Annotated in this window: 17 protein-coding genes; 7 read left to right on the forward strand and 10 right to left on the reverse strand. The window is 43.4% G+C overall.

Features of this window, described 5'->3' with window-relative positions; all coding sequences use genetic code 11:
• Nucleotides 1-5: 5 nt before the first annotated feature.
• From L1D23_RS02370 to napF, 5 genes are all read right to left on the reverse strand, one after another.
• Nucleotides 6-584 (reverse strand): NapC/NirT family cytochrome c, encoded by a 579-nt coding sequence (locus L1D23_RS02370; RefSeq protein WP_239836265.1) that lies wholly within the window; start codon nt 582-584, stop codon nt 6-8.
• Between the two features lie 29 nt (nt 585-613).
• Nucleotides 614-1,069 (reverse strand): nitrate reductase cytochrome c-type subunit, encoded by a 456-nt coding sequence (locus tag L1D23_RS02375; RefSeq protein WP_239836266.1) that lies wholly within the window; start codon nt 1,067-1,069, stop codon nt 614-616.
• Between the two features lie 69 nt (nt 1,070-1,138).
• On the reverse strand, nt 1,139-3,628 hold the full coding sequence (gene napA, locus L1D23_RS02380) for a periplasmic nitrate reductase subunit alpha (protein WP_239864002.1): 2,490 nt from the start codon (nt 3,626-3,628) through the stop codon (nt 1,139-1,141).
• Nucleotides 3,625-3,939, reverse strand: coding sequence for a chaperone NapD (locus L1D23_RS02385; protein ID WP_239836268.1), 315 nt, complete (start codon nt 3,937-3,939; stop codon nt 3,625-3,627). Before L1D23_RS02385 ends, napA begins: the two co-directional genes overlap by 4 nt.
• An 18-nt stretch (nt 3,940-3,957) precedes the next feature.
• Nucleotides 3,958-4,437: a ferredoxin-type protein NapF gene (gene napF / locus L1D23_RS02390; protein ID WP_239864003.1), complete on the reverse strand. Its 480-nt coding sequence runs from the start codon at nt 4,435-4,437 to the stop codon at nt 3,958-3,960.
• A 247-nt stretch (nt 4,438-4,684) separates the two neighbouring features.
• Between napF and narQ the strand changes: the two genes are divergently transcribed.
• Both narQ and L1D23_RS02400 read left to right on the forward strand, forming a co-directional pair.
• Nucleotides 4,685-6,418, forward strand: coding sequence for a nitrate/nitrite two-component system sensor histidine kinase NarQ (gene narQ, locus L1D23_RS02395; protein ID WP_239864004.1), 1,734 nt, complete (start codon nt 4,685-4,687; stop codon nt 6,416-6,418).
• Entirely contained in the window at nt 6,405-7,037 is a 633-nt protein-coding gene (locus L1D23_RS02400; protein WP_239836271.1) for a response regulator, read from the forward strand. Before narQ ends, L1D23_RS02400 begins: the two co-directional genes overlap by 14 nt.
• A gap of 58 nt (nt 7,038-7,095) precedes the next feature.
• On the opposite strand, the gene dcuC is transcribed toward L1D23_RS02400, so the two are convergent.
• The 3 genes from dcuC to L1D23_RS02415 form a co-directional block, all read right to left on the reverse strand.
• Nucleotides 7,096-8,463, reverse strand: a complete 1,368-nt coding sequence (gene dcuC, locus L1D23_RS02405; protein WP_239864005.1) for an anaerobic C4-dicarboxylate transporter DcuC — start codon at nt 8,461-8,463, stop codon at nt 7,096-7,098.
• 394 nt (nt 8,464-8,857) lie between these two features.
• On the reverse strand, nt 8,858-9,646 hold the full coding sequence (locus L1D23_RS02410) for a lipase (protein ID WP_239836273.1): 789 nt from the start codon (nt 9,644-9,646) through the stop codon (nt 8,858-8,860).
• An 82-nt stretch (nt 9,647-9,728) separates the two neighbouring features.
• Nucleotides 9,729-10,364, reverse strand: coding sequence for a hypothetical protein (locus L1D23_RS02415; protein ID WP_239836274.1), 636 nt, complete (start codon nt 10,362-10,364; stop codon nt 9,729-9,731).
• Nucleotides 10,365-10,466: 102 nt separating this feature from the next.
• Here L1D23_RS02415 and L1D23_RS02420 point away from each other — a divergent pair, with 102 nt between their 5' ends.
• From L1D23_RS02420 to L1D23_RS02430, 3 genes are all read left to right on the forward strand, one after another.
• On the forward strand, nt 10,467-10,715 hold the full coding sequence (locus L1D23_RS02420) for a DUF2164 domain-containing protein (RefSeq protein WP_239836275.1): 249 nt from the start codon (nt 10,467-10,469) through the stop codon (nt 10,713-10,715).
• A gap of 160 nt (nt 10,716-10,875) precedes the next feature.
• Nucleotides 10,876-11,415: a cytochrome b gene (locus L1D23_RS02425; protein ID WP_239864006.1), complete on the forward strand. Its 540-nt coding sequence runs from the start codon at nt 10,876-10,878 to the stop codon at nt 11,413-11,415.
• A complete protein-coding gene (locus L1D23_RS02430) occupies nt 11,412-11,981 on the forward strand; it encodes a YceI family protein (protein WP_239864007.1) in 570 nt (189 codons plus the stop codon). The genes L1D23_RS02425 and L1D23_RS02430 overlap by 4 nt, the downstream gene beginning before the upstream one ends.
• A gap of 78 nt (nt 11,982-12,059) precedes the next feature.
• Here L1D23_RS02430 and focA read toward each other — a convergent pair whose 3' ends face one another.
• Nucleotides 12,060-13,511: a formate transporter FocA gene (focA, locus tag L1D23_RS02435; RefSeq protein WP_239864008.1), complete on the reverse strand. Its 1,452-nt coding sequence runs from the start codon at nt 13,509-13,511 to the stop codon at nt 12,060-12,062.
• A 223-nt stretch (nt 13,512-13,734) separates the two neighbouring features.
• On the opposite strand from focA, the gene L1D23_RS02440 reads away from it, so the two are divergent.
• Both L1D23_RS02440 and L1D23_RS02445 read left to right on the forward strand, forming a co-directional pair.
• Nucleotides 13,735-14,640, forward strand: a complete 906-nt coding sequence (locus L1D23_RS02440) for a LysR substrate-binding domain-containing protein (RefSeq protein WP_239836279.1) — start codon at nt 13,735-13,737, stop codon at nt 14,638-14,640.
• Between the two features lie 163 nt (nt 14,641-14,803).
• Nucleotides 14,804-15,289, forward strand: a complete 486-nt coding sequence (locus L1D23_RS02445; protein ID WP_239864010.1) for a DUF1097 domain-containing protein — start codon at nt 14,804-14,806, stop codon at nt 15,287-15,289.
• 78 nt (nt 15,290-15,367) lie between these two features.
• On the opposite strand, the gene L1D23_RS02450 is transcribed toward L1D23_RS02445, so the two are convergent.
• Entirely contained in the window at nt 15,368-16,999 is a 1,632-nt protein-coding gene (locus tag L1D23_RS02450; RefSeq protein WP_239836281.1) for an ATP-dependent endonuclease, read from the reverse strand.
• Between the last annotated feature and the right edge of the window lie 27 nt (nt 17,000-17,026).

The following is a 17,026-nucleotide window of genomic DNA, read 5'->3' on the forward strand; positions in this document are numbered from 1 at the left end:
TGCTCCTATTGCCAGCCTTCAACGCCGTGCATGTCAGGAAGTTTATGTGCGATACCTTTGTGGCAATCGACACATGTTTTCTCTCCTGATGCTAGCGCGGTTGAGTGTTGCTTCGCACTACGTTCGCCTTGCTCTGAAAAATCCATGAACTCAAATTCGTGACAGTTTCGACACTCCAAGGAGTCATTTTTCTTAAATCTAGCCCACTCACGTTCGGCTAGGTGAGCGCGCCGTTCTTGGAACTTTTCAGGTGTATCGATAGTCTTTGTCACAAAGTGAGCGAATAGCTCTTTTGAAGCTTGAACTTTTCGTACGATTTTATCCGTCCATTCGTGTGGCACGTGACAGTCTGAACAGATAGCCCTTACTCCAGAACGGTTGGAGTAGTGAATAGTCTCTTGAATTTCAGCGACGATAGGCGCGTGACAACCGGAACAGAATTCTTCTGTATTGGTTGCTTCCATGCCTGTGTTAAATGCGCCCCAAAATAGAAGACCACCAGCAAAGCCCATGAATAAAACTACACCGACGGCAGTTTTACTAGGGGATGCTAATCTCTTCCAAAACGCTTTCAATAATTTCATAGATAGCCTCTTACTTACTCGCGTATCACTTATTTAAGTGAATCAACACTCTTGAACTCATTTTCAACAAGCGGCTGAGCGTTTGCTTGCGGAACGTGACACTGAAGACAGAAATAACGGCGAGGAGACATATCTGCTAACACAGCATCTTCGCGGTTTATGTAGTGCGTGACACTGATCTTAGTTGCGCCCATCTCTTTTGCATTTTTCCAACTGTGGCAAGAAAGACATTTGTTTGCATTCAAAGAGACTTCGTAACCACGGATGTTATGTGGGATCAGCGGTGGCTGATAAACATAGCTGCTATCTAGTGCCTGTTCACGAGGGTATTTTTTGAAATCGTCAGCAGGGCGAGTGGTTTCTAGCTCACTGGCACCACGTAGTGATTCCAAGCCGCCAATACCACCCGGGTTTTCTAACTCGGCAACGGCAGCGCCACTGATTAAAGCACCAACAGATAACAGTGCAATAAGTAATTTTTTCATCTTACATTCTCCGCCTTATGGCTTAATTCTTATCTGTGGTCGCCCTATGGGCGACCAACACATTCTGGTTTATGCAACTTTAGTGATCTTGACTGGACACTTCTTAAAGTCTGTCTGCTTGGACAGAGGGTCAGTCGCGTCAAGGATCAGTTTGTTGATCAGGATGCGTGCATCAAAGAATGGTACGAATACCAAGCCTTTAGGTGGGCGGTTACGGCCACGTGTTTCAACACGAACACGCACTTCACCACGTTTGTTGGCAATTAGTACTTCTTCTCCACGGCGAACACCACGAGCTTTAGCATCTTCTGGATGCATGTAACACACGGCATCAGGTACTGCTTTGTAAAGTTCAGGTACACGGCGCGTCATTGTGCCAGTATGCCAGTGCTCTAATACTCGACCTGTACATAGCCAGAGATCAAACTCTGAATCAGGCACTTCCGGTGGCGCTTCATATGGCGCAGAGATAATCAGTGCCTTGCCATCTGGTTTGCCATAAAAGTCCCAACCACTGCCTGCTTTTGCATAAGGATCAGAACCTTCTTTGTAACGCCATAGGGTTTCTTTACCATCCACAACAGGCCAGCGTAGACCGCGAACTTGGTGGTAAACATCGTAAGGTGCCAAATCATGACCATGCCCACGACCAAAGGCTGCATACTCTTCGAATAAGCCTTTTTGTACGTAGTAACCAAAGTGATGAGCATCATCATTAAGTTCACGTGCTTCTTCGATAGGGAATTTGTTTACGACACCATTTGCAAATAGCATGTCGTACATGGTTTTACCACGGTACTGAGGTGCTTTAGCCAGTTGTTCTTCTGTCCACACTTCTTCCATCTTGAAGCGTTTAGAGAACTCCATCACTTGCCATAAGTCAGATTTTGCTTCGCCAACGGTATCTACCTGCTGGTACCAAGCCTGAGTACGACGTTCAGCGTTACCATAGGCGCCTTCTTTTTCAATCCACATTGCAGTTGGAAGGACTAAGTCAGCAGCTTGGGCTGTTGCAGTTGGGTAAGGATCAGAACATACGATGAAGTTTTCTGGGTTACGATAACCTGGCAAACGCTCGCCGTTAATGTTTGGACCGGCTTGCATATTGTTGTTACACATTACCCAATATGCATTCAGCTTACCGTCGCGAAGCATGCGATCTTGAAGCACAGCGTGGAAGCCAGGTTTTGGAGGAATGACGCCATCAGGAATATTCCAGATGCCTTCTGCAATCTTACGGTGTTTAGGGTTAGCAACGACCATGTCCGCTGGTAGGCGGTGTGCAAAGGTCCCAACTTCACGTGCTGTACCACATGCAGATGGCTGACCAGTGAGTGAGAATGGGCTGTTACCCGGAGTTGCAATCTTACCTGTAAGAAGGTGGATGTTGTAAATCAAGCTATTCATCCACACACCACGAGTATGTTGGTTCATACCCATAGTCCAAAGAGACATTACCTTCGTATCTGGATCTGCGTATTGCTTGGCTAGCTCAACGAGTTTCTCTCCAGAAACACCAGAAAGTTCGGCTGTTTTCTCTAGCGTGTATGGCGCAACCGATTTTTTGTATTCCTCAAAAGAGATAGAAGACATAGCGCCAGAGTTAGGATTCGCCGCTGCCATTTGGATTGGATCGTCGTCGCGAAGACCGTAACCGATATCTGTAGTTGCTTGCTTGAAGTTAGTGTGCTTGTTAACGAAATCCCAATTCACTGCATCATTTTCAATGATGTAGTTGGCAATGAAGTTAGCGATAGCTAAGTCTGACTGAGGTTCGAAAATATAACCTTTGTCTGCAAGCTCAAAAGAACGGTGGTAGTACGTAGACAGTACATTCACCTTAACGTGTGGGTGGCTTAGACGGCGGTCAGTAATACGAGTCCACAAAACAGGGTGCATTTCGGCCATGTTTGAGCCCCAAAGCACGAAAGAGTCAGCGTTTTCGAAGTCATCGTAACAGCCCATAGGCTCATCAATACCGAAAGTACGCATGAAAGCGCCAACAGCAGAAGCCATACAGTGACGTGCATTTGGATCAATGTTGTTTGAACGGAAGCCGGCTTTCATCATTTTGGCTGCCGCATATCCTTCCATGACAGTCCACTGGCCAGAACCGAACATACCTACGCTAGTAGGACCTTTGTCTTTAAGGGCTTGTTTCCATTTCTCTGCCATAGTGTCAAATGCGACGTCCCAAGAAACAGGAGTGAAGTCACCATCTTTATGATACTTACCATCTTTCATACGCAGTAGTGGCTGCGTTAGACGGTCTTGTCCATACATGATCTTAGAGAGGAAGTAGCCCTTGATACAGTTCAGGCCTTTGTTTACAGGTGCTTCTGGGTCACCTTGCGTAGCTACGACTTTGCCATTTTGTGTACCTACAAGGACAGAACAACCAGTACCACAGAAACGACAAGGCGCTTTGTCCCATGTGATTTTTGTTTGGTCTGAGCTAGCAATCAGGTTAGTCGCTGACGCTGGTAGAGTAATACCTGCGACCGCTGCTGCTGATGCTGCTGCGTTTGCTTTCACAAACGCACGTCTTGTCATCTTCATACTTCACCCTCGGTTTGGGAATATTGAGTTCCAGTGTTTTTATTTTTTGATTCGTCTTCTTCTAGCTCAGTTTCAATTTGGTGGTAGACCAGTACTGTGCTTAAAACGTTCGGTAAGTTGTTAATAGCTTCGATAGTGTCAGTAATGAATCCCTGATTTTCGGTTTCCAAAACAACAACAATTTTGCCTTCTGGACTGTCACCATAGATCTCTGCATTGTCGTATGCTTCGATCTGAGACTTAATCTCGGTCAGGTGTTCAGGAGAAACATGAACCACTAAGCTAGAAATATGCACTTCGTTAAGTGACATAGATATCTTCCGTTTTTATTACAAATTGCTCACATTGATGGATGAAGTAGGACACACAGAAACACAGGCGCCACAGCCGTTACATTCATCAAGATTTATATTGGGTTGTGCTACTTTGCCAACTTCTAATTTGAATGTGATTGCCATAGGTTCACACATATCGCTGCAGCTACGGCAATCAACATTTTGTTTCGCTAAACAGCTTTCATTAATAGTAGCTTTTACGTTCCATGGTTGCTCATTTTTTGAGCTGAATAAAGGTTCAGGGCAGACTTCTGCACATTGATAACAGAAGGTGCATTCATCCACGGAAAAATCAACTTGAGGAAAACCGCCATCCCCTTTGACAATAATTTGGGTTTCACAAGCGTCACTGCATTTGCCACATCGTGTGCACTGGTCGGTGAAAAAGCCTGGCTGTGATAACCATGGTAGGTGCAACTCATTATTTTCTAGCTTCTTCCTTGAGAAGAAACGTCGTTTTGAAAGGTCGACCACTACGCTACCTAAAGTTGATGAAATCTAAACTAATCATAGTTCACATTTCTTTTAATAAATTGTCATTTATCCTCACACAGATTGTAGTTTTTGACATATTTGTATAAATAACCCTTAGGTGGTAAATGGAGGGGGTTCTTGTTTTAGATCAATAAATTCCACCACATTTGATCAGATATTGTCTGCGTCAACATACAAATCTATAAATAGTGATGTCGCACTGTTGACTTTGAGTGTAGGAGAGTGAGTGTTTACAAGTGTGAAGAAATCAGTAACGAGTACGATTGCAAAAGCGATGGTGCTCATTCTGTCGTTGTCGATAGCAACAACAAGCTTCGCTATCATCACTCTAGCATCGAGCCTAAATGATGCAGAGGCCGTGAATGTTGCGGGTTCGATGCGCATGCAGAGTTATCGTCTGGCACACGACATTCAGATCATGTCAGTGGATTATGCGGCGCACATCGACATGTTTGAGCGCTCGATTTATTCCCCCTCTATGAAAGCACTCCAAAGCTGGACAGTGCCGGAAGATATTACTCACGATTACTACAGGTTAATCATACGCTGGCATGAGTTAAAAGAAGTACTGAGTAGCCACGATAGAGAACGTTATCTCATTTTGGTTGCTGGATTCGTAAATCAAATTGATGAGTTTGTTTTTAAGTTGCAGAACTTCTCTGAGCAAAAGTTGATTAAACTGGCTTGGGCTGGGGGAATGGGCTTAGGCGGGATCCTGATCGTCAGTATTTTTGTTGTCCATTACATTCGTAAGCAGATCGTGAAGCCACTTAACGCTTTAGTGACTGCTAGTGAACAAATTCAGTCCCGTTCATTTGATGTCTCTCTGAATGTTTCGAGTGATAATGAAATGGGTATCCTCACCCGAACCTTTAATAACATGGCGGCCGATCTAGGTAAGTTATATCGGGGTTTGGAGCATGCTGTTAATGAAAAGACTCAAAAGCTTCAGCATGCTAATGACTCACTTGAAGTACTTTATAGCTCATCACAGGAGCTGACAGCTTCACGAATTACTCAAGAGAACTTTGAAGCTATATTGAAGCACCTAACAAGCCTTGAAGGTATTCGAGCTGTGCGCTTAGAAATCCGAGAAGCGGGTGAGAAAGCGTTGATTTTGAATGAAGGTGAAGAGTGCTCTGGCTGTGACTCGGAATGCCAGCAAAAGACTCTGTCTCTTGATGGGCAAGAACTAGGGACTCTGTATTGGAAAGTGGCACTACCTTGCCCAGACCCAGCTTTGATTGATAACTTTGTCCAGATCATTTCCCGAGCGATTTACTATAACCAAGCTCAGCGTCAGGCCGAGCAACTTCTATTAATGGAAGAACGGGCAACAATCGCACGTGAGCTTCATGATTCACTGGCTCAAGCGCTTTCGTATCTGAAGATTCAGGTCTCATTGCTCAAGCGAAGTATGGGTAAATTGCCAGAGTCACCACAGCTGGAAAAAACACAGCCAATTTTACTGGAACTCGATACAGGGCTTTCTTCGGCTTATACTCAGTTGAGAGAACTCTTAACAACTTTCAGGCTGACGATTAAAGAAGGTAGCTTTGGTGTAGCTTTGCAAGAAATGACCGAGCAACTTGGTGAACAGACAGAATCGGCTATTGTGTTGAGTAACGAGCTGTCTTCGATTGAGATGGATGCCAACCAACAAGTGCATTTATTACAGTTGATACGTGAAGCAACAATTAATGCTATTAAACATGCTAAAGCTTCCGAAATTGTAATCCGATGCTGTGAAAGTGCGACTACGGTGATTGTGTCGATCAAAGATGATGGCGTTGGGTTTGATAAATCGGTAGAGAAGGTCAACCATTATGGTTTGAGCATTATGCAAGAGCGTGCTTCACGCTTGAATGGCCAGCTTGAAATTATTACAGAAAATAACGCTGGCTGTGAAATTTTATTAGAATATCCAAAGACTAAGGAACAAAACATTGACAGAGTGTAGAGTATTGCTGGTGGATGACCACCCACTAATGAGACGAGGTATTCATCAGCTATTAAGCTTTGAAGATGAGTTCACTGTTGTTGCTGAAGCAAGTAACGGTACTGACGCAGTTGCGCAAAACCATGAGCACAAGCCGGACCTGATCCTATTGGATCTCAACATGAAAGGTATGTCTGGACTTGATACTCTTAATGCTCTGCGTGCGGATGACTGTGATGCCACAGTCGTGATTCTTACGGTCTCGGATAGTCCTGCAGATATTGAAGCGATTGTAAAGGCAGGGGCTGATGGCTATTTATTGAAAGATACAGAGCCGGATGAATTGGTGGAGTTACTTAAATATTCATTACAGGGTAACAAGGCCTACAGCAAAGAAGTAGCGAAGTACCTTGTTGATAGAGAAAACATGACGAATGTTTTTGATGAATTGACCGACCGAGAAATGCAAATCTTAAGAGAAGTAGCCAAGGGATATAGGAATAAACAAATCGCTGACAACCTATTTATCTCTGAGTCGACTGTAAAGGTACATATGAAGAGTTTACTCAAAAAGTTAAAAGTACCGTCCCGTACAGCGGCAACAGTATTGTATCTAGAACGTTATGGCGAGATTAAATAGTTAGTTCGAATTCAAATAAAAAGGGCGCTCATCGAGCGCCCTTACTTTTGGGTTTATATTATGCGTTCATCGGAACCAATACAAGGGTACCGAGGATCACCGTAATAAGCCCACACAGAACGGGTACGGATGTACGCTTCACTACTTCAAACGGGCTTATTTTACCCATACCAGACGTTGCGACAACTACACCGGATACAGGTGAAACCGTGCGACCTAAGTTAGATGCTTGTAACATCGGGATGATTAAGAATGCTGGGTTTAATCCCATTTTTGCCGCTAATGCAGGCGCTAATTCAACAAAAGCATAGAAAGGAGCATTTCCTGAACCCGTTGCAATTGCGGCTGCAACCGTAAGACCAGTAAGAATCAACATCAATGCGATACCACCTGCACCTGCTGTTTCTGCAAGATGCAGTAGATTATCAATCGCGCCAATTGACATCAGACCTTGAGCAAAAACACCGGCCGCGACCAATAGCATTACTACGCCTTTAAACGCATCGGCCATTCCCTCATAACAGGATTCTAAGTCTTCCAGTGTTTCTTTACCTTTGAACCTTTTAGTCACAAAGTCGATAAGAGCACCAATGAAAATTGATAGAACTACAATGGTGTAGATATCCAGTTTTAAACCCGGAAGCGTTCGTCCATTGAAAAGAAACACACCAATGATAGGTAGAAACGGAAGCACTGCATAATATGCTGGAGCTTTCACCTCTATTTCAGATACGTCGACGCGTTCCATTGGTGAGTTATCTTTCTTATCTAAATACTTGTTCCAGAAAAACGCAGCCGCAGCCATAACAATAATGGCGCAAATAGAGACAGGTAAAACTGTTTGGACGGCGAAAACATCCAAATCTAGCCCAGATTTTTCAGCCGCGATAACAACGTCACCTGATGTTGGAGAGAGAATGATTGCTGCTGGTGAGGCACACACGGCTACCGCTGCGGGTCTGGAGATCCCCATTGCAGTCATCATAGGGAAAAGCGTTGCCATTAGTAGTACGCCTAAACCAGTTGCAGAGCTAACGGCAAGTGACATCAAACATGCCACGATGTAGGCAGCCACTAGTAAAACATAAGGTGACTTTATAACGGAAAGGGGTTTGGAAAACTGCTTAACGACGACATTGTTTGCACCGATATGGGTCATGTAGGAAGCAAAGCCACAAAGCAGCATGATTTGCATGCCTAAGCCACCACCACGGTATTGGAGCATGTATTTTACGTACTCAAGAGAGTCGGTAAACATATTACCCGTAGAGGCAATTTTTGATGGTAGTACCGTGTGGCCAATGAGGCCAGTTAGAATGAGTAACAAAATACCTGCAGTTAAAAGAACGCCTGCAGGCTTATATCCTTTAATAATGAAGTAGCCGACAGCAACAGTGACGACTAACCCTATTAAGAGTTCCAGCATAGATATCACCTTAAGATATGAAAATTATATAAAAACTGTTTCAAACTATGACAGAGAATGTACATAAAATGAGGTTGTAGCACGAGTGCTAGTTAAGTATCTGATGATCTAGAACAATAAATTGATTAACTTATTAAAAGTGGCAAATGATGTTGTAATGTCAGAGTGTTGTAGATGTTATTAATAGTTTGTAAGACAGATAAAGATGTTTGTAAATGATAAAAATGTTACATATGGCGTTTGACAGAGCCGGCACATCGGTTTAATGAACATCTCAGGTTTGAGCCTTTATCAGCGGTGACTTTAAACATGTTTACCATGAAGTTTGGCAGTTATTTAGAAACTTAAGTTCTGTCTTGAAAGTTTATCGGTGTGATTTCAAGATCTACTCGGTCTAACGTTCATCAAAGAAGTCTTTGTTACGAATATATTTGGTCATTAGATGATAGGAAAAAGGCCGAATTAGCCAAGATCCTATGGAGCGACCTAAGCGCATTAAAGTTGGGGTATTTTCGTATATTCTCCCATTATACAACCACAGCATTTTACCCACATGCCAGTAAAAAAGTGGTAAAGGGGGAAGGAAAGTCACTATGTCGAGATCGCAGCAAATACGATAGGTTTTATGTCCGAGTGTATAACGATTCTTAAACCCATACCCTCCGATCGAAGGTTGCCCAAATGTGACAACACGTTTGATTGATTTAGGAAATTGCTTTTCGAGTGCATCCGCGAGTACACAGCCAATAGCACCTCCTGAAGAGTGTCCTGTGAAAGTGATCTTTTTTCCTTGTTCTATTAAGGGGACGATGATTGAAGTTAGCTGTTCATAGACAGAGGCGCCGAGTCTGTCATTTTTATGCAAAGGGAGGCTTTCTTGAAAAATCAGGTAGTAGTAGCCCGCGTGAATAGCGTAGTTAAGGCCAAGCGCTTTACAATGTCGTTTCCACAGAGCCAGATTGAGTAGCCAGTCCCAAGGGTTATGGGATCCCTTGATAACGACAATCACTTCTTCATTGTCATTGGCCCAGAGCACACGAATCATGGGTTTTCCAAACCGATTCGCTATCACTCTTTGGCCATTAGGCGCGAATCCATATCGAGTTTGTTTGAGGACTCTGGAATACGCTAAGTTACATAGGACAGCATAACGCTCATATTGGTAACGTTTTAGTTTTTTCACGCTGAACTCATCAAAGGGTTAACTTTGTGAGTATGGCTGAATAACGTGAAAGTGCGATGACAAGGATAAAGTGAGTGTCTCACTAACTAAGTTGAACAACGGAGTAAAGCTGAATGTATTTGCGAACTAATTGCTTATCCGTCGAGCGCCTGAGTGGATGAGTGCATTTAACAAAGTAGGGGCTCAGGCCGAAGTGTTGCTCCAGCGAATTGGCTAATTGAGAGTCACTTTCAAACAGACTAATACCTTGTAGCTTGTATTGGTCGATTTCATCTGGCAGTTGACCTGTCCACCAATGGAGTAACTCCCTGCTTTGTTTATTTCGAGAAATCCAGTGATCGCTGAGTAGAAGTAATAAATCGTTGGGTTGAATCGCAAAGGCGTATTCTTCTTGCCATTGAGTAATCGCTTTAAACAACTTTTGCCGACAGTTGCTTCCTGCGCTGAATAAATGCGATGAGAGAATCCAAACAGTCCCCACATCCGAAGTGACTCGATAGTGATGAGGTTGTTCATTATTTGCATACGATTCTAAAGCGACATATTCACAGTGATGGCCGAACTCAATTAATGTCCTTGATAAACGGCGAGAAAAGGCCAAGCTCAAGTGGTGCTCACTCATTCCCTTATTATGGATCGTCGGATAATGTTTTTCACACAGCTTCATACAATCTGCCTGAAATTCATTGACACTTTGAATTAGCACATCAAGTAACAAGACTTCTCTCCATGAGTCGATATTTACCCAAACAAGATTAGCATGTGATGGTTTTATTTAGTTACACTTACCAAGAAAAATATTGAGCAGAGTTAAGGGTTTATGTCTAAGATTGAATTCACGTCACAACAAAAACAAGCAATGTCATCTGCTTTATTGCGATATCTGGAAGATGAGCTAGATATAGAGATTGGTCAGTTCGATGCTGACTTTTTTATCGACTTTATAACAGAGACGTTTGGGCCCGCTTTTTATAATAAAGGTTTAGCCGATGCACAGGCGGTCATGCAGAAGAAAATGCTAGACATTGCTGATGAACTTTATGAGATAGAGCAGGTTAGCGATTTTTGATTAACCTATGAAGTAAAAAGTTCCTTCAAATTTTTTGAATGACTTAATCAAATTCACTCCGTTTCCCGAATGTAAATAATAGTAAATACTCTGTTATAGAAACAAAAGAGGCGATAGTCTCAATGAAAAAGAGAACTATTCAATATTTGGATTGAGTGCAATGAAGTCACAAGTTAAAAACTATAACCCTATCGCTCGGGGTATTCACTGGGTATCAGCGATAGTCATCATTGGTATGTTTGCTGTAGGCCTATGGATGGTTGACCTAACGTATTACAGCGAATGGTATAAAACGGCACCTCACTGGCATAAATCGATAGGTATTTTGCTTGCCGGTCTAACACTATTCCGTTTTGTTTGGAAACACGTAACACCTTCTCCTGAAGTGGAAGGCAAAGCCTATGAAAGATTGGGCGCTAAATTGATTCATGCTGCAATGTACCTTGTGCTGCTTATGCTTTTTGCTTCCGGATACCTTATTTCAACAGAAGATGGCAGAGGTATTGACGTTTTCAACTGGTTTACAGTCCCTGGGTTAGGGGCACTGTTTGAAAATCAAGCCGATCTTTCAGGCGAAATACATTTCTATGCAGCCTGGGCACTCATTCTAATGGCAGCGGCTCACGCACTCGCTGCTATAAAACACCACGTGATTAACAAAGACAACACGCTACGCAAGATGATAGGAGCTTCGAAATGAAAAAGATGTTATTTGCAACCGGATTGGCTATGACCATGGCATTGCCATTTGGTGCAAGCGCAGCGGACTACGTAATTGACAATAAAGGTGCTCACGCATCGGTTAACTTTAAAGTTAGCCACTTAGGTTACAGCTTTATCAAGGGGCGTTTTAACACATTTGAAGGTGACTTTTCTTACGACCCTGCAAATATTGATGCCTCAAAAGTATCGGTCATCGTTGATACAACAAGTTTAGACTCGAACCATGCAGAACGTGACAAGCACATTCGCAGCTCAGACTTCATTGATGCCTCTAAGTACTCCACCGCAACGTTTGAAAGTACGAGTGTAAAGGACAAAGGTAACGGCAAACTTGAAGTGACGGGCAACCTTAACCTTCATGGCGTCACCAAAGAGATTACCATCGATGCTGAATTTGTTGGTGCGGGTAAAGATCCGTGGGGTGGTGAACGTGCGGGCTTTTATGGCACTACACGTCTCGAACTGGAGGATTTCGACATTCCTGTGATGGGAGCTTCAAGCTACGTCGACATGGAGTTGCATGTCGAAGGTATCAAGAAGTAAATACAGTCAAAGTAAAGCGTCCCCAACTAATGTTGGGGACTTTTTTGATCAAGCGACTTATTTCCTGACCAAAATTGGTTATGCAGTCTCTCGTTGATTTGCTTCTGTGACTAATGTGACGGTATCACTATAAATTGAACGCATAGCCCGCAGTACATCTTCTCTGGTTACCACGCCCACAAACTCACCTTTTTCCAGAACAGGCAATACGTGTGGTTTATGTACCTTGATACTCTTCGCTCGTTCTTCAAGAGACAGAGAACTAAGCTGTGTTGCTATCCCCATACTGGTTGTTGGATAAAGCTGTTCTTTATCGATGCAGAGAAACTCAGCGACATCAACTAACGTATCTTGAGAGCTGATGGCAATGATATCCCTAGACATCAAATCCACCACTTTTTGTCCTTCAACTGGGATGTAATCCTGACACCATAAATCCACCATCACATCATGCACAGAGTAGAAACCAATTAATCGACCTTGAGAGTCAACAACAGGAGAGCTGACCAAATGGTGCTTTAGTAACGTATCTATTGCGCTAGCAGTAGGCATCTCAGGGCTCAGAGTAATGGGATTTGGGTTCATAAAGTCTTTTACGATGAGTGTGTTGTTCATGGTGTTTTCCTTGACTGACGTAATGTTAGTGGTTGTTGTAATACTTGAAATAGATGCGGCTTTAAGTTGAGGTCTGCGATATATACTCCAATTGGCAAGACCCACTAACACCGCTCCGCCAAGAATATTCCCTAAAGTGACAGGGATGAGGTTAGCGGTAATAAATTGATAAATATTAAGGTCGCTGTATTGAGCAGGGCTTGCGCTCACTTGGGTCCAAAAGGTTTCTGGTGCAAAACTTTGGATCACGATACCAAGCGGCACCATAAACATATTGGCAACGCAGTGCTCGAACCCACTTGAAACAAACATGGCTACAGGCATGATGGTCATTGCTGCTTTTGTCATGGCATTTGCACTGCTAAATGTTAGCCAAATAGCGAGACATACCAATAGGTTACACAGTACCCCTAATGCGAAGGCTTCTATTGTAGAGTGATGGAGTTTATGCTGTGCAATATTGAGTGCATTGAGGCCCCATTGACCGTTATCCATTTGATAGAGGCCTGCAGCAGTAACAATAATTAGCAGCAACATGGCTCCTAAAAAGTTACCCACATAAACTTTTCCCCATATAGACAACATTTTTCCAAGGCTAATTTGTTTATTGGCCCACGAAATACTGGATAAAACGGAGCTGGTAAATAGCTCTCCGCCGCAAATAACAATCAGAATCAGCCCCATGCTGAACGCTAGACCTCCAGCGAGTCGGCTGATCCCCCAACCTGATTCTGTGTTGCCAGTAGTGACGGTTATGTAGAACAGAAAAGCGAGCCCAATAAAAGCTCCTGCCATTACAGCGAGCCCTAACGTCATACTGCTGGTTTTTTTGGCCTTACTAAGGGCAAACTTTTCCGCCTCAGCCATCATCTCACTAGGAGAAAAGTAGAGATTATTCGCTTGAGCTTGTGTCATATCGGCTCCCGAATTGATTAGTCATGATTACCTCCTGTTAATACAGTAAAAGCATCTCACTGCCAATTCAGGTTATGGTGTTCGGCAATACACGTAAAATTGATAATATTTAAAAACCTCATCAAAAATGTTGATATAGGAAGTGAGAAGGATAGAATGAAACAACTTGCTTATTTATAAGCAGTTGTGTACTCACACTCTCTAAGCAAAGGATCAAAGCTTAATGAGATACTCTCTTAAACAACTCGCCGTATTTGACGCAGTCGCAGATATGGGGAGTGTCAGCATGGCGGCTGATAAGCTAGCGTTAACTCAGTCTGCAACCAGCATGTCGCTCGCTCAACTCGAAAAAATGCTTGGCCGACCATTGTTTGAACGACAAGGTAAACAAATGGCACTGACCCATTGGGGGATGTGGCTCAGACCGAAAGCGAAGCGCTTATTACAAGATGCGCAGCAGATTGAAATGGGCTTTTACGAGCAACATTTGCTCAGTGGTCACATCAAATTAGGTGCGAGTCAAACACCTGCGGAACACTTGGTTCCGGACCTTATCAGTATTATTGATAACTCATTCCCAGAGATGCGAATCTCACTGAAAGTAAAAAGTACGGATAGCGTCATGCAGGGCGTTTTAGACTATAAGTACGATCTGGGTATCATTGAAGGGCGTTGTGATGATAACCGTCTCCACCAAGAGGTATGGTGTCGTGATCATTTGACCGTGGTCGCAGCTGCTCATCACCCATTTGCGAAACATAACACGGTTAGCTTGGCGCAGTTAGAGCAAGCTAGGTGGGTATTGAGGGAGCATGGTAGTGGTACTCGCAAAATATTTGATAGCTCCATTCATCATTTAATTGAAGATTTAGACGTTTGGCGTGAGTATGAGCATGTACCTGTCCTACGTAGCATGGTTGAAAATGGACAATACCTCACTTGCTTACCTTATTTGGATGTTGAGCGCTTTATTGAAAATGGTCAACTGGTGGCGTTGAATGTGCCGGAACTGAATATGGAGAGGACATTGTCTTTTATATGGCGTGCAGATATGTTGGAAAACCCACTTGTCGAGTGTATTAAGCGAGAAGGCTTACGGATGATGAAAGGTAAACCGTCAGTCCTTTGATATTTTCACTATCTGTTGAGATAGCGTTTGCGTCACAAAATATTTTTAATATTTCATTTCATTGCCTTTTTATTGTGATTCAGATCGTTTTGTTTCGCTTGTTTAACCCTTAACATGCCGTCTTGTACTTTTGATGTGTGGAAAGCACACTTAGCGAGGCGGTATGAGCACACTTGTCGCGATTTCATTAACTACAGGTATTCTTTCTGGGCTTTGGGGGTGGATTGCTATCTCACTTGGCCTATTGTCATGGGCTGGTTTCTTAGGTTGTACCAGTTACTTTGCTTCTCCAACCAGTGGGCTTAAGGGCCTGGCTGAGAGCTTGGTGACCAACATGACAGGTGTATTTTGGGCAATGGTGATTATCCATGCTTCCCAGTATGCTTCGCTAGAAATTCTTGGTTATGTGATCACTGCTATCGTGGCATTCATGATGTGTATTCAAGCAAAGCAAAATTGGCTTGGGTATATACCAGGTACTTTTATCGGTTCTTGCGCAACTTTCGCAGCAGATGGTAACTGGCAGCTTGTTATTCCTTCGTTGATCTTAGGTGGAGTGTTTGGTTACTTAATGAAAGCAAGTGGCTTATGGCTGCATCAGAAGTCTTCTCAAACACAATCTGCCAGCGAGTTGCCAACTCGCTCATGATTGTGAACCCCCGATTGATTCGTATCGCTGATATTTGATACGCGGCCTTGGTTGCTGAAAGCAATCAGGGCCGCTTTTTTATGTGTTGCCGTTTGCCATGGTAACAACGCGTTTTAACGTCCACCTAAGCAGCAGTGGGATGCATTCCATGCCTTGACTCTCACAGTGAGAAACAATCGCAAGAGCAAGGTCAGGCTTCGCAAATTTCTTGAGTACTCTAGTGACTACTTTCTTGGCCGGAATTGGATGATCAAGGGGAATTCGGACCATACCTTTAAAGAAGGGTTCGAAGCCATTGTTATAGAGATAGTGCTCAATATCTCTATCTGGTAACTCTGTCAGACGATGACGTTCTTGATCGTTGCCTAATTGAGCCCGCACTGCGGCAGCATACTTTTTACCAGCTGCATCGCCGTCGGTGACAACATGCCAATCAATACCGAAAGCTTTGGCGATCTTGACTAAGGATTTTAGCCCTGATTGAGCGAATTCTATGATTTGCACACCTTCAGCCGCCAAATTATAACCGCATTGGTTGGCTAATTCATTGAACAACCAGACTTCAGTTTCCCCTTCAACCAAAAGCCAACACCTCGCAAACAATGCGCCTGAGCGATGAAAACGAATATGGAAGCCGATGCGTCTGAGCTCATCTTTGCTAAAGCCTTGAGATGGTAGATAGGTGGTAATAGTGCGGTCTGACTGTCGAACCAAACGCCGGATACTGTAAAGTGGAACTTGCCCTAACAGATCCCCACTGTTGGTAGTGAGAATTTTTTGCATGGGAAGAAGTTGTAACAGACTCCAGGCTCTGGCTAAGTGGGTAGGGTGCAACCGACCTTCTGGATCTTCAAGAATTAACAATGGCCTTGCACAGCGCCGAAGCTTGTTCGGCCCTTTGGCTTGTAGGTAGGCATTGAGTAAGCCCATAAATAGAAGTCTGGTCTGTTTACTTTTTGTTTCTTCAACAACTTGTGAAATACTTTTATTGTTGGATGAACCACTAAAGAAAATACCGTCTCTTTGCTTACGTAGGTTCTTACGTGTACTGGATTTAAAGGAAAAGTAATGATCAACGAGAAGGCTCATTGAGCTTAGGCTGCTTTTCATTTCTCCTTTATTTACATGCCCGGGTATTGCCATAAGACGGCGGCATGTGTTGTTAATGCGTTTTTCTATTCGATCATTGGTATCACCCAAGTTGCCTATTGGGCGTTCAAAGCGTCGGGAGTCTTTTAAACGAATTACGGGATGTAGTGTCATTAACTCCTGCGCTAGCTTTTCAGAGTGGTGAAGTGGGAGAGGGTTCCCCTCACGATCAAGAAAGGCATAGCGAGTAGTAACATCATACCCATCACGGCTAGCGCTTAACCGATAGATGATTTTATTCGCGCCTTGTGCATCTTGAATCCAAACGGGCTTGATTTTTCGATAACGGCCTGAGTTGATTTCATTTTTATCGTTGGATATTAGGCTAATAACAATTTGTAGATGTTGAGTTTGTGGGTGAGCAATCGAATAGTCGACGTGAAAATCCGTCATTTCGAATTGGTATGGCACGCCTTCAGGTGGCAACGCGACAGACAGGGCATCAAGTAATGAAGACTTACCCCAAGTATTTTCGCCAATAAGGGTCGTGAGTTCATCAAACGCAATAGATAGTCGTTTGATCCCACGAAAGCCAGAAATTTCAATCCGCTCTAGCAGCATGTACTGACTCCGTTTGAGCTACTGTTA

It is taken from the genome of Vibrio sp. Isolate24, from assembly GCF_022398215.1.
GTDB lineage: Bacteria > Pseudomonadota > Gammaproteobacteria > Enterobacterales > Vibrionaceae > Vibrio > Vibrio coralliilyticus_A.